This window comes from Salmonella sp. 32020114201800008SM (assembly GCF_017572025.1).
Lineage (GTDB): Bacteria > Pseudomonadota > Gammaproteobacteria > Enterobacterales > Enterobacteriaceae > Salmonella > Salmonella enterica.
Genome location: NZ_JAGEQM010000003.1, coordinates 260137 through 273260 on the forward strand (window position 1 = coordinate 260137; position 13124 = coordinate 273260).

At 52.4% G+C, this 13124-nt stretch carries 12 protein-coding genes; 4 read left to right on the top strand and 8 right to left on the bottom strand.

Annotated features, from left to right (window positions below):
* From galK to gpmA, 3 genes are all read left to right on the top strand, one after another.
* Nucleotides 1-1149, top strand: coding sequence for a galactokinase (galK, locus tag J4613_RS10560; protein ID WP_001049365.1), 1149 nt, complete (start codon nt 1-3; stop codon nt 1147-1149).
* On the top strand, nt 1143-2183 hold the full coding sequence (galM, locus tag J4613_RS10565; protein ID WP_000931428.1) for a galactose-1-epimerase: 1041 nt from the start codon (nt 1143-1145) through the stop codon (nt 2181-2183). Before galK ends, galM begins: the two co-directional genes overlap by 7 nt.
* A 223-nt stretch (nt 2184-2406) precedes the next feature.
* Entirely contained in the window at nt 2407-3159 is a 753-nt protein-coding gene (gpmA, locus tag J4613_RS10570) for a 2,3-diphosphoglycerate-dependent phosphoglycerate mutase (RefSeq protein WP_000301556.1), read from the top strand.
* A gap of 90 nt (nt 3160-3249) precedes the next feature.
* Here the strand turns inward: gpmA and J4613_RS10575 are convergent, their stop codons facing one another.
* The 7 genes from J4613_RS10575 to J4613_RS10605 form a co-directional block, all read right to left on the bottom strand.
* Nucleotides 3250-4026, bottom strand: coding sequence for an ABC transporter ATP-binding protein (locus J4613_RS10575; RefSeq protein ID WP_001214710.1), 777 nt, complete (start codon nt 4024-4026; stop codon nt 3250-3252).
* On the bottom strand, nt 4026-5105 hold the full coding sequence (locus tag J4613_RS10580; RefSeq protein WP_000128339.1) for an iron ABC transporter permease: 1080 nt from the start codon (nt 5103-5105) through the stop codon (nt 4026-4028). Before J4613_RS10580 ends, J4613_RS10575 begins: the two co-directional genes overlap by 1 nt.
* A gap of 379 nt (nt 5106-5484) precedes the next feature.
* Entirely contained in the window at nt 5485-6183 is a 699-nt protein-coding gene (locus J4613_RS10585) for a triphosphoribosyl-dephospho-CoA synthase (protein ID WP_001005993.1), read from the bottom strand.
* Between the two features lie 118 nt (nt 6184-6301).
* Nucleotides 6302-7606 carry an oxalacetate decarboxylase subunit beta gene (locus J4613_RS10590; RefSeq protein WP_208293654.1) on the bottom strand — a complete coding sequence of 435 codons (1305 nt, stop codon included), beginning with the start codon at nt 7604-7606 and terminating at the stop codon, nt 6302-6304.
* Nucleotides 7607-7621: 15 nt separating this feature from the next.
* Nucleotides 7622-9391 carry a sodium-extruding oxaloacetate decarboxylase subunit alpha gene (gene oadA / locus J4613_RS10595; RefSeq protein WP_094158851.1) on the bottom strand — a complete coding sequence of 590 codons (1770 nt, stop codon included), beginning with the start codon at nt 9389-9391 and terminating at the stop codon, nt 7622-7624.
* 15 nt (nt 9392-9406) lie between these two features.
* Nucleotides 9407-9652 carry an oxaloacetate decarboxylase subunit gamma gene (locus tag J4613_RS10600; protein ID WP_001089088.1) on the bottom strand — a complete coding sequence of 82 codons (246 nt, stop codon included), beginning with the start codon at nt 9650-9652 and terminating at the stop codon, nt 9407-9409.
* 49 nt (nt 9653-9701) lie between these two features.
* Complete coding sequence (locus J4613_RS10605; RefSeq protein WP_023193244.1) at nt 9702-10970, bottom strand: SLC13 family permease; 1269 nt, start codon at nt 10968-10970, stop codon at nt 9702-9704.
* Nucleotides 10971-11192: 222 nt separating this feature from the next.
* On the opposite strand from J4613_RS10605, the gene J4613_RS10610 reads away from it, so the two are divergent.
* On the top strand, nt 11193-12176 hold the full coding sequence (locus tag J4613_RS10610) for a LysR family transcriptional regulator (RefSeq protein WP_000282119.1): 984 nt from the start codon (nt 11193-11195) through the stop codon (nt 12174-12176).
* Here J4613_RS10610 and J4613_RS10615 read toward each other — a convergent pair whose 3' ends face one another.
* Nucleotides 12177-13067 (bottom strand): LysR family transcriptional regulator, encoded by an 891-nt coding sequence (locus J4613_RS10615; protein WP_000405927.1) that lies wholly within the window; start codon nt 13065-13067, stop codon nt 12177-12179.
* Nucleotides 13068-13124: the final 57 nt, after the last annotated feature.

The window sequence follows — 13124 nt, forward strand, 5'->3', positions numbered from 1 at the left end:
ATGAATCTGAAAGAGAAAACGCGCGCGCTGTTTGCTGAAATTTTCGGCTACCCTGCCACCCACACGATTCAGGCGCCAGGCCGCGTCAATCTGATCGGCGAGCACACTGATTACAATGATGGTTTTGTTCTGCCCTGCGCTATCGATTACCAGACCGTAATTAGCTGTGCGCCGCGCGACGATCGTACCGTACGGGTGATTGCCGCCGATTACGACAATCAGGTGGACGAATTTTCACTGGATGCGCCGATCGTGACCCACGATAGCCAGCAGTGGTCTAACTATGTGCGCGGCGTAGTGAAACACCTGCAACAGCGTAACAACGCGTTTGGCGGCGTGGATATGGTCATCAGCGGCAATGTGCCGCAGGGCGCCGGGTTAAGCTCCTCCGCCTCGCTGGAAGTGGCGGTGGGCACCGTCTTCCAGCAGCTTTATCACCTGCCGCTGGACGGCGCGCAAATTGCGCTCAACGGACAAGAGGCCGAGAACCAGTTTGTCGGCTGTAACTGCGGCATTATGGATCAGCTCATCTCTGCGCTCGGCAAAAAAGATCATGCGTTGCTGATTGATTGCCGTACGCTCGGCGCCAAAGCGGTTTCCATGCCGAAAGGTGTCGCCGTGGTGATCATCAACAGTAACTTTAAGCGCACGCTGGTAGGCAGCGAGTATAATACCCGTCGTGAACAGTGCGAAACCGGCGCCCGTTTCTTCCAGCAGCCGGCCCTGCGCGATGTCAGCCTTGAGGCGTTCAATGCCGTTGCCAGCGAACTGGACCCGGTAGTCGCAAAACGCGTTCGCCATGTATTGAGCGAAAATGCGCGCACCGTTGAAGCGGCAAGCGCGCTGGAGAAAGGTGATTTGCAACGTATGGGCCAACTGATGGCGGAGTCCCATGCCTCAATGCGCGATGATTTCGAAATTACCGTCCCGCAGATAGACACGCTGGTAGACATCGTCAAAGCGACCATCGGCGATCAAGGCGGCGTGCGCATGACCGGCGGCGGCTTTGGCGGGTGTGTTGTCGCGCTGATCCCGGAAGATCTGGTTCCCGCTGTTCGGCAGGCCGTTGCGCAACAGTACGAAGCGAAAACCGGAATCAAAGAAACCTTTTATGTATGCAAACCGTCACAAGGAGCAGGACAGTGCTAAATGAAACGCCCGCACTGGCCCCCGATGGTCAACCGTACCGCCTGCTAACCCTGCGCAACAGCGCAGGGATGGTGGTAACGCTGATGGACTGGGGAGCCACTCTTCTTTCCGCCCGTATTCCGCTGTCTGACGGCAGCGTTCGGGAAGCATTGCTGGGCTGCGCCAGCCCGGAACACTACCCTGAACAGACGTCATTCCTCGGCGCCTCTATTGGCCGTTACGCGAACCGTATCGCCAATAGCCGTTATACGTTTGCCGGCGAAACCGTACAGTTAAGCCCAAGCCAGGGCGAGAACCAGCTACACGGCGGACCGGAAGGCTTTGACAAGCGCCGCTGGCAAATTGTGAACCAGAACGATCGCCAGGTATTATTCGCGCTCACCTCTGATGACGGCGACCAGGGCTTTCCTGGCCATCTTTGCGCCACGGCGCAATATCGTCTGACCGATGACAATAGAATCTCCATCACCTACCGGGCGACGGTCGATAAGCCCTGTCCGGTGAATTTGACCAACCACGTCTATTTTAATCTGGACGGCGATCGGACCGACGTGCGCCAACATAAGCTGCAAATTCTGGCGGATGAGTATCTGCCGGTAGATGAATCCGGTATTCCACGCCAGGGGCTAAAATCGGTAGCCAATACCTCGTTTGACTTCCGGATGCCAAAAGTCATTGCCAGCGAGTTTCTCGCCGATGACGATCAGCGCAAGGTTAAAGGCTACGATCATGCTTTCCTGCTACAGACGCAGGGTGATGGCAAAAAGCCGGCGGCCCGTCTGTGGTCACAGGATGGAAAGCTACAAATGATGGTTTACACCACCGCCCCGGCGTTACAGTTTTATTCCGGCAATTATCTGGCGGGTACACCTTCCCGCGGGCCGGAACCTTATGCCGACTGGCAAGGGCTGGCGCTGGAAAGCGAACTGCTGCCGGACAGCCCGAATCATCCTGAATGGCCGCAGCCTGACTGTATCCTTCGCCCTGGCGAGGAGTACGCCAGCCTGACCGAGTATCAGTTTATTCCGTTCTAACGATATGCCGCTACATGCCCGATGACGCAAGCTTATCGGGCCTACGCGCCATTGCCCTGCTCAAACCTCCACCACTTAAAGACAAAATCGCAACTCTGAGTTCACAAGAACCTTACACTGCGCCACTATTTTCGCTATGGTTATGCGTAAGCATTGCCGCCAACACCTCGCGGCAATATAATGAGAATTATTATCATTACATATGATTTATAGGAGTGAGAGTATGGCTGTAACTAAGCTGGTTCTGGTACGTCACGGTGAAAGTCAATGGAACAAAGAGAACCGTTTCACCGGCTGGTATGATGTTGACCTGTCTGAAAAAGGCGTAAGCGAAGCAAAAGCAGCGGGTAAACTGCTAAAAGAAGAAGGTTTCAGCTTTGATTTTGCCTACACTTCCGTACTGAAACGCGCTATCCATACGCTGTGGAACGTACTGGATGAACTGGATCAGGCGTGGCTGCCGGTGGAAAAATCCTGGAAACTCAATGAACGTCACTATGGCGCGTTGCAGGGGCTGAATAAAGCGGAAACGGCAGAAAAATATGGTGACGAGCAGGTTAAACAGTGGCGCCGCGGTTTTGCCGTGACGCCGCCGGAACTGACCAAAGATGATGAGCGTTATCCGGGTCACGATCCACGTTATGCCAAACTGAGCGAGAAAGAGCTGCCGTTGACCGAAAGTCTGGCGCTGACCATCGACCGCGTTATTCCTTACTGGAACGACACCATCCTGCCGCGTATGAAGAGCGGTGAGCGCGTGATCATCGCCGCTCACGGTAACTCATTGCGTGCGCTGGTGAAATACCTGGATAACATGAGTGAAGATGAGATCCTTGAGTTAAACATCCCGACCGGCGTGCCGCTGGTGTATGAGTTCGACGAAAACTTCAAGCCGCTCAAACATTACTATCTGGGCAACGCTGACGAAATCGCTGCGAAAGCGGCTGCCGTGGCGAATCAGGGTAAAGCGAAGTAATCACCTTTGCCGGATGGCGGTATAACTGCCTTATCCGGCCTACGAGCAATGGGTAGGCCGGATAAGCGCAGCGCCATCAGGCAATACGTCTTAAACAGCGATCACGCCGTCCAGCACCACCTGCAATTTCCCCTGCGAACAGCGCTCCACGCGTCCTCGTACCCGGTACACTTCAGCCAGACGCTCCGCAGTAATCACCGTCTCCGGCGCGCCGCTGGCGACCAGCCTGCCGTCTTTTAGCATCAGGACATGGTCACCATGACGCAGTGCAATATTAATGTCATGCGCCACGACTATCGTCACCCTATTTTGCGCCTGGGTATCCCGACGCACGAGATCCATTACGTGAAACTGATAGTTTAAATCCAGCGCGCTGAGCGGCTCATCCAGCAACAGAAGTTCAGGGCGACGAATCAGCGATTGCGCCAGACCCACTAACTGCCGCTGACCGCCGGAAAGCTGGTCGAGATACTGCAACGCCAGATGCGTTATGCCCAATTGCTCAAGGATAGCCAGTATCTGCGCTCTGCCCTGCGCATTGTCTCTGCCGCCTGATGCCCGCAGTACCACGATAATCGACTCCAGTACATGCAGATGTACGCCCTGCGGTAATGACTGCGGCAAAAACACAACTTTCTGCGCCCGCTCGGCAAACGATAACGACATGAGATCCTCGCCATCAAGCAGCGCCTCGCCGTCGGCGTTATTCAGCCCGGCCAGCGAACGTAGTAACGTCGATTTACCACAGCCGTTCGGCCCCAGCAAAATGGTAATTTTCCCGCGCGGCAGTAAGGGAACGTTGAGATCTGCAATAACCGGCTGAGTGGAATAGCCGGCGCTAAATGAGCGGAGCATTAACCCGCGCATCAGAGACTCCCCCGATGTCGCAATACAATGCTTAAAAAGAACGGAACCCCGACCAGCGAGGTGACAATCCCCACCGGCACCATGACGCCCGGAATACTATTTTTCGCCGCAATAGAGGCCAGCGATAACACCAGCCCGCCTATCAGCACGCTGCCCGGAAGGTAGAAACGGTGATCTTCCCCCAAAAGTATTCGTGCAATGTGCGGTGCAACGAGACCAATAAAACCAATCGGCCCGACGAAAGCTACCGCCAGCGCTGATAACAAGCTGATACGCAACAATGACAGCAGGCGTAAACGGCGGACATGAATCCCAAAGCTCATCGCCCTCTCTTCGCCCAGACGTAATGCCGTGAGTTGCCAGGCGCTTCGTAACGCGCAAAAAAGCACAGCAATAAACACCACGGCCAGTACGCCCAATTTTTCCCACGACGCGCGGACCAGGCTCCCCATCGTCCAGAATACCAGCCCCTGCAGCGTATCTTCATCAGCCACAAACTGCATAATGGCGACCAACGCGTTAAAGGTGAATACCAGCGCAATACCGAACAACACCACTCCGGATGCGGCGACGCCTGTCCAACGGGTAATACCGTCCAGGAGTAACGCGGATAACAGCGCAAAGATGAACGCATTGGCCGGGATAAACCAGGCGGCAGGAATACCGGGAATACCGATCCCCAACACAATCGCCAGCGCAGCGCCAAAAGCCGCCGCGGACGATACGCCGAGGGTAAACGGCGTCGCCAGCGGATTATTTAAAATGGTTTGCATTTCGGCGCCCGCTAACCCTAACGCCATGCCCACCAGTAGGGCCATCAGGGCATAGGGTAAACGAATATCCCAGACAATAACGTGTATGCCCGCATTCACCTTTTCCGGCTGGAAAAGCGCCTGCCACAGCGCACTGAGCGGTAAACCAGAAGACCCACAGGTTACATCCACCATCAGTGAAGCCATCATCGCCAGCGCAATAGCTAACATGAGCACGGCCCGTTTGCGTATGATCTGGCGATAGCGCGGAATGACGGGCGTGGAAGCGAGACCGGGGGCTAAAAGTGATTTGTCCTGACAGGTCATGGTTCGGGCTACGTTATTAATCAGAGGAGAATTATAGCGCCGAATTATTTCGTTATATATTTATTTATATTTCGATTGATGACACGGTGGGCTATCTCATCGGTTTCCAATAAATATCCTCCGGCATAGCCCTGTCTCTTGATCAGACCTCCTGATCAAGAGACAGGGCCTGGCTGGGGGTTTTCCATAGACAAAAAAAGCGTGGAGCCATCCACGCTTGAGGCTGCTGACAAAATGTAACCAGGTGGCAATGTTCCAACCACGGACCTACAAAAAGTACGTAATCTGTTGATATTCTCATTTCGTAAGTCAGGCAAAGCGCTAGCTGCCTCTCGCAGAAATGCCAACACAACAGATAATTGTCAGCAGTCCTCATTTTTCAGTCAGCAAATATCGGCCCGGCAGGGAATTTCGCCAGAAACCCGGTGACGGCCAGCAGCGACCACAGCCCGGGCCACTCAATCTGGCGCTCCCGCAGTTCATCATCCAGCGTCATAAGCGCAAACTCACCTTTATCGCCCAGCACGCCGCCCTGCCAGAGCAGCCGCTGCGCCTGCTGCCGCGCCCAGGGAGAATCGCTCTTCCAGGCCAGCAGGTGCAGCAGAGCCTGCTGCAGGCAGACACCGTGAGAATGTTGATCCCGCAACAGCCGCCGGTAAACCGGCAGCGATATGCTGCGCACGGTATAAAAACCGCTGCGGGTTTCGCTGTCAACATCTGCCATGCCAGCACAGAACTGACTGGCCAGGTCACATAAACGATTGTGCGTCAGCGGCTGGCGCAGGGCATCCAGACGACCTGCTGCGGCACACAGCAGCCCGCTCCTTTGCCGTTCTTGTGGCAGCGAATCAGGCAAAACCGCTACCGTTTCAGCCGCCCCGGCCTGCGCATGCTGTACGCCCGCGTCATAACAACGGACAAAGAAATCATGGCTGCCACGGACGATTGACGGGTGCGCCAGCAGATTCAGCGCCGGGTGCAGTTGTTCAAGCTCGTCCAGTGACGCCAGCGTATAATTGACAACCACATCTTTTGTCGACGCCCGGCCTTCCGGACGAAATGCTATGGTTTCATTCATCAAAGTCTCCTTATAGGACATTCCCGGAGGCGATGCTGCGCATCTGTCCGGGCTACAGATCCATGCAATCCGGTAGCCCGGACAGGCGCAACGCGCCGCCTCCGGGAAAGGAACAGATTTACATCGCCAGCACGTACTTGAGCATCACGCCCGCCGCAATGGCCGAGCCAATCACCCCGGCCACGTTCGGCCCCATCGCGTGCATCAGCAGGAAGTTCTGCGCGTCTGATTCCAGGCCCACCTTGTTCGATACGCGGGCCGCCATCGGCACCGCCGACACCCCCGCCGAACCGATAAGCGGGTTGATTTTGTTCTTACTGCACAGGTTCAGCAGCTTCGCCATCAGTACCCCGGCCGCCGTCCCGATACCAAAGGCAACCACCCCCAGCAGCAGAATGCCCAGCGTCTGCGGCTGCAGGAACTTGTCCGCCACCAGCTTCGCGCCCACCGACAGCCCGAGGAAGATGGTCACGATATTAATCAGCCCGTTCTGTACCGTGTCGCTCAGGCGCTCCACCACGCCGCTTTCGCGCATCAGATTGCCAAAGCAGAACATCCCCAGCAACGGCGCGGCGTCCGGCAGCAGCAGCGCCACCAGTAGTAACAGCACCACCGGAAAGAGGATTTTTTCCCGCTTACTCACCGTGCGCAGCTGCACCATGCGGATTTTCCGCTCCGTCTCCGTGGTCAGCGCCTTCATAATCGGCGGCTGGATTAACGGCACCAGCGCCATATACGAGTACGCCGCCACCGCGATGGCCCCCAGCAGCTCCGGCGCCAGCTTGCCCGACAGATAAATCGCCGTCGGGCCGTCCGCGCCGCCGATAATACCGATGGCCGCCGCCTGCGGCAGGGTGAAGGCAATCAGGCCGAAGTAGTTCAGCGTCAGCGCCCCCAGCACGGTGGCGAAGATGCCGAACTGCGCCGCCGCGCCGAGCAGCAGGGTGCGCGGGTTGGCCAGCAGCGGGCCGAAGTCGGTCATCGCCCCCACGCCCATAAAGATGACCAGCGGCGCGACGCCGGAGCCAATCGCCACTTTATAGAACAGCGCCAGCACCCCCGGCGTGTAGCCCATGTCCACCGCCAGGTTCTCCATCTGGCTCTGCACCGACGGCAGCGCCAGCGCTAATGCCTCTTTAATGGCGTGCACGTCCGGCGCGCAGTTGAGCTTCGCGGCAATCACCGCCAGTTGCCCGGCGTCGTGGTGCGCCAGCAGGCTCTCCAGCGCGGTCAGCGCCATGCCCGCTTCCGGGATATTGGAGAGCAGGCCGCCGAAGCCAATCGGCAGCAGCAGCAGCAGCGGCTCGAACTTCTTCGCTATCGCCAGCCACAGCAGCAGCAGGCTCACCAGCAGCATGATGGCCTGGCCTGCGCCAAGGTGCATCAGCCCCATGCCCTGAAGCAGGGCGTTCAGACTTTCCATTTCCGCTCCTCGTCCTTACGCCAGCGTCATCAGGGTGTCGCCGACGGAAACCGCATCCCCGGACTTCACCGCGATACCGCGTACCGTCCCGGCCTGCGCGGCGCGGATTTCGGTTTCCATTTTCATGGCTTCCAGAATCAGCAGCACATCGCCTTCGGCCACCGTCTGGCCTTCAGCGGCAATCACCTTCCAGATATTGCCCGCCAGCGGCGCGGTGACCGGTGTGCCTGGGCCTGCCGGGGCGGTGGCAGGAGCAGAAGAGGCAGCAGGTGCAGCCGCAGTGAGCTGGCTGATATCGCCGCCGTCGCTGACCTTCACCACAAAGGCTTTGCCTTCCACTTCCACGGTGTAGATACCGGAAGCGGCAGGCTTCTCTGCTTTTGCCACCGGCTGCGCGGCTTCCGCCTGCGGCAGTGGCTCAAACGCCGCCGGGTTGTGGCGGTTCTCAAGGAATTTGAGGCCGATTTGCGGGAACAGCGCCACGGTGAGCACGTCGTCGATGGCGTTTCCCGCCAGAGTGATGCCCTTCTCCTGCGCCTGGCGCCTGACGTCCGCTTCCAGTTCAGCCAGTTCCGGTTTGAGTAAATCCGCCGGACGGCAGGTCACCGGAGCGCCCCCTTCCAGCACGCGGGCCTGTAACGCGGCGTTCACCGGCACCGGGGTGTGGCCGTATTCGCCTTTCAGAATGCCGGCCGTTTCTTTGGCAATGGTCTTGTAGCGTTCGCCCGTCAGCACGTTGAGCACCGCCTGGGTGCCGACAATCTGCGAGGTCGGGGTCACCAGCGGGATAAAGCCGAGGTCCTCGCGCACGCGGGGGATTTCCGCCAGCACCTGGTCCAGCTTGTCCGCCGCGTTCTGCTGCTTCAGCTGGCTTTCCAGGTTGGTCAGCATCCCGCCCGGTACCTGCGCCACCAGAATGCGGCTGTCGTAGCCCTTCAGCTGGCCTTCAAAGGCGTGGTATTTTTTGCGCACCTCGCGGAAGTAGGCGGCGATGTTTTCCAGCTTCAGGATATCCAGCCCGGTGTCATATTTTGTGCCGGCGAGCGTGGCAACCAGCGCTTCGGTGGCCGGGTGGCCGTAGGTGGCGCTCATGGAGGAAATCGCCGTGTCGACGCCGTCGACGCCCGCTTCAATGGCCTTCAGCAGGGCCATCTCCGCCATCCCGGTGGTGGCATGACAGTGCAGATGCAGGCGCACCTCAAAACGTTTTTTGATTTCGCTCACCAGCTCAAAAGCGGCCATCGGGGTGAGAATGCCGGACATATCCTTGATGGCAATCGAGTCGACGCCGGTTTCCAGCAGCTGTTCGGTCAGGTCCAGCCAGGTCTGCAGGGTGTGCGCCGGGCTGGTGGTGTACGAGAGCGTGCCCTGGGCGTGCGCGCCGTGGCTGCGTACCGCCTGTAATGCGGCTTTCATATTGCGCGGGTCGTTCATGGCGTCGAAGACGCGGAAGACGTCCATGCCGTTTTTCACCGCGCGTTCGACAAAACGCTCCACCACGTCATCGGCGTAGTGGCGATAGCCGAGCAGGTTCTGGCCGCGCAGCAGCATCTGCAGGGGAGTCTTCGGCATGGCTTTTTTGAGTTCGCGCAGGCGCAGCCACGGGTCTTCGCCGAGGAAACGGATACAGGCGTCAAAGGTGGCGCCGCCCCAGCACTCCAGCGACCCGTAGCCCACATCATCGAGCTGAGCGGCAATCGGCAGCATATCATCAAGGCGCAGGCGGGTGGCGAACAGAGACTGGTGAGCGTCGCGCAGGACGACATCGGTAATGGCAACGGTCATGGATTCCTCCGTGAATTAAGGGTTAAGGCGGCGATGGTGGTGGATAGCGGCGGCAATCACCGGCTTTAAGCGGGCGAAGTCGTCCGCGGGCGCGGCGGCGGGTGCCGCCTTCGGTACCGGGACCGGTTCAGGGAAGAAGCGGTTGACGGCGGCGGACATGCCGCGGATGGCGAAAATCAGCAGGAACAGAAACGCCAGCACGAACCCCATGCCGAGGAACATCAGGGTGAAGCCTTCACCTAATAGCACCGAACTATTCATAATAAAGTCTCAAATTTAATAATCTAAAATAGAAAAGTAATATCAGGCATTAATAGAAGGGATAAAATATCGGTAGTAAAATCATACTAACGATAAAACAAACCAAACTAATCGCCAATCCGGGTTTTAAAAAATCTTTAAATTTAACATTCCCCGGGCCAATAATCATTGAGTTTGCTGGAATAGCCATTGGGGTACAAACAGCAACACTACTCGCAATAAAAACAGCAATAACAACTGCACGAGGGTCTGCGCCAATAGACTGTGCGATAGTCCATCCTACCGGGCATAACAACGTACATGCTGCAGTGTTACTCATAACTTGAGTCAAAGCCCATGTAAGTATCCACAATGACGCCATAATAATCATAACGCCAGAATCTCCGGTTACTGAAATAACGGCATTAGCAATCATTTCTCCAGCACCAGTAGAATTAAGCGCGGCTCCTAAAGGCATCATAAACGCAAGCATGAAAACAGTTAGTGTTTCAAAAGAATTAAAAGTTTCCTTTTGTGTTAAAACGCCAGCGAATACAAGAACAATAGCCGAACAACATGCAATAATATGCATTGGAGGCAGAAACTTAATATAATCAGTTGCCACCATTCCAGCGATAGACAGAATAAAAACGGCTAAAGTTAAATTTCTATGCCAGGCCGGAATTTGGCTATAATCCATTTGAGAATCAGATTGTGTATTTCCATCACGATCTGCGATGAGTTTTGAACCGAAGAAATAGAGAAATATAGAGCATGCAATCAGCAAAGGAATACCAATTTTAGCGTATTCGAAAAATGGCACCGACAGACTTCCCTTACTAAAAGTTTCAATAGTATTTTTAGCAATCAGATTTCCTGGCGAACCGATAATAGAAATGTCAGCACCGATTGTTGCCCCAAAAACCAGAGGCATAAGAAGTTTAATAGGCTTAATCTGACTACTGGCGGCAATACCTAAAACAATAGGAATTAGCACAGCAACTGTTCCGCTATTAGAAACAAAGGCAGACATAACTCCACCAATAAGAAAAATCAATACACTAAGGCTTCTTTCTGTTTTAGCATATTTTAGTAAAATTTTACTTGATTGCCATGCCAAACCTGTTTTAAAAAATGCCGCACCGAGTACACACATGGCGACGATAAGAATAACATTCGCATTTACGATTGAAGCAAAAATATCCTTAGCATCGATAACACCGGTAAAATAAAGTGCCATTGGGACCATAAATGCAACTAATCCCATAGGAAGACGATCGCTAACAAAGATAATTATTGCAACCACTAAAACCAACAAAGTAATAATCGCTGGTGACATGTATACGTCCTTATATTATTAGGGTACAAAAACAACTCATTACAGTCATGAATACAACTGCAACAAGCATAAATCACATGTTATACTAAAATTACATCTAATTAATTTCTATTGAGAAAGAATACACTCACATAAATAACAACACTTACCCGACAAAGGCATAACATATTCTTACTGCTTTTGTTTCTATTTAATCAAATAATTTCCTCTTAAAATCTGTCTGTGTATAATGCTACTTATATAAATGAAACTCATCCAATGCTAATAAGGTTGCAGCTTATGCAATATCGGCATCACCTCGAACTAACATGGCTCGAAGACTGTCTGGCTCTAAAAGAAACGTTGAATTTCTCAAAAGCGTCTGCCTCAAGATATGTGACTCAACCCGCATTTAGTCGTCGGATACAATCTCTCGAAGAATGGGTGGGTACGCCCCTTTTTGAAAGAAGTAAACGGGGAGTCACCCTTACCAAGGCCGGAGAAGTATTTACAGACCAGCTTCCCGAACTGATCCACTCCTTGTACACATTGAAAAGTGATACCCTTGAGGCCGCAGGTAATAAACAACCTAGTCTTGTTTTTTCAGCAACGCATGCTTTGTCTTTCTCTTTTGTACCGCACTTGTTAAAGCAAAGTGATAAAATTGCAAAATTTGGTTCATTTCGTCTTTTATCTGACTCATTGAATGCGTGTGAAAAAATGATGCGGCAGGGAGATTCACAATTTTTGCTGTGTCACCATCACCCACATATGCATCTAAATTTAAATAAAAATAACTTTATGAGCATTCGTCTTGGGTTTGATACATTAATTCCATTCAGTAAACCAGACTCAGAAACGTTAAAACCGTTGTGGAATATAAATAATAAGATTCAATTCCCTTACCTTTCTTTTTCATCACAATCAGGTCTGGGAAGAATAATAGCAAATACAGCGTCTATTAACAGAATTACCCATAATATAAATGTTGCCTTTGTGGCCGATCTGGCAGCAACACTATTGGCAATGGTCAGATCTGGCGATGGTGTTGCCTGGATACCTCAAAGCCTTGCCAGGCAAGATATAGAGGCTAAAACTATTGTTACTGCAGCGGAAAAAGAAAGCAATTTATGGGTACCCATAGAAATAAGACTTTATAGACCAGCCAAGAGAATGCCTCCAGATGCCGAAGAGCTATGGGAAATTTTTGTTGAAGAACAAATATAATTATTTAATTGTAAAATGTTCTTTAATATAATCCTCAATGAATTTAATTAACGCTCTGGTTGCATATGATAAATATTTATCTTTCTTCCAGGCCAAACCAATCGTAACATAAGTCGGCTCAGTCATGGCCTTGGTTATTACTTTTTCGGCTTTAAGATCGACAGCGTCCAAAATGAAAGAAATTCCTTCATTTTTAGCAACCAGATCTATGTTGGTTTGAACCCTGTTTGATGATAGAAAAATATGTGTATGAATTCCTCGCTTTGTACATTCTTCAATAATCGTTTTTCTATGCCAGGAATCTTTTTTCATTAGTATCAATGGCTCATATTGTAGATCTTCCCAATCGATACTATCCTTTTTTGCCAGGGGATGTTTATCTGACATACATACCACGTGCTGCTGAGTCATTAATGGTACCGTAACTAATTCTTTTGGACAGTCATTAATAATAACAATAGCAAGATCCAGCTCTCCAGCAGAAAGTTTATCATGTAAACCAAAAGTCCCCTCTTCAACAAGAGAGAGTTCCATCTCTGGATAAATCTCTCGGAAATGCTTGAAGAGCGGTGAAAAAAGAAACAAACTTATCATCGGTGGGATCCCCAAAGTTACTATACCACCATTTTCATTACGATAATCTTTCATTTCCGCTACGCTATTTTTTAACGCAATAAGGATAGGTTCAATTTTTTGTAAGAAAAACATGCCCTCCTCAGTAAGGACAAGTTTATTTTTCTTTCTATCAAATAATGTCACCCCTAATTCAGTCTCTAACTTCTTAATAGCAATGGTGATATTAGGTTGAGAAACAAAATGCCGCTCAGCAACTCTGGTTAAGTTACCTAACAAAGAAGCGCTTACAAAATATTCTAATTGTCTAATTTCCATCTATTTTCCACTACTATAAATAAAATTTATCATTTAATAAAAATAACATATTTCCTT

What these genes read in the sequence shown, in the direction of transcription:
- galK (WP_001049365.1), top strand. Translation starts at nt 1, where the DNA reads ATGAATCTGAAAGAGAAAACGCGCGCGCTGTTTGCTGAAATTTTCGGC.
- gpmA (WP_000301556.1), top strand. Translation starts at nt 2,407, where the DNA reads ATGGCTGTAACTAAGCTGGTTCTGGTACGTCACGGTGAAAGTCAATGG.
- J4613_RS10575 (WP_001214710.1), bottom strand. Translation starts at nt 4,026, where the DNA reads ATGCGCGGGTTAATGCTCCGCTCATTTAGCGCCGGCTATTCCACTCAG.
- J4613_RS10580 (WP_000128339.1), bottom strand. Translation starts at nt 5,105, where the DNA reads ATGACCTGTCAGGACAAATCACTTTTAGCCCCCGGTCTCGCTTCCACG.
- J4613_RS10585 (WP_001005993.1), bottom strand. Translation starts at nt 6,183, where the DNA reads ATGAATGAAACCATAGCATTTCGTCCGGAAGGCCGGGCGTCGACAAAA.
- J4613_RS10590 (WP_208293654.1), bottom strand. Translation starts at nt 7,606, where the DNA reads ATGGAAAGTCTGAACGCCCTGCTTCAGGGCATGGGGCTGATGCACCTT.
- oadA (WP_094158851.1), bottom strand. Translation starts at nt 9,391, where the DNA reads ATGACCGTTGCCATTACCGATGTCGTCCTGCGCGACGCTCACCAGTCT.
- J4613_RS10600 (WP_001089088.1), bottom strand. Translation starts at nt 9,652, where the DNA reads ATGAATAGTTCGGTGCTATTAGGTGAAGGCTTCACCCTGATGTTCCTC.
- J4613_RS10605 (WP_023193244.1), bottom strand. Translation starts at nt 10,970, where the DNA reads ATGTCACCAGCGATTATTACTTTGTTGGTTTTAGTGGTTGCAATAATT.
- J4613_RS10615 (WP_000405927.1), bottom strand. Translation starts at nt 13,067, where the DNA reads ATGGAAATTAGACAATTAGAATATTTTGTAAGCGCTTCTTTGTTAGGT.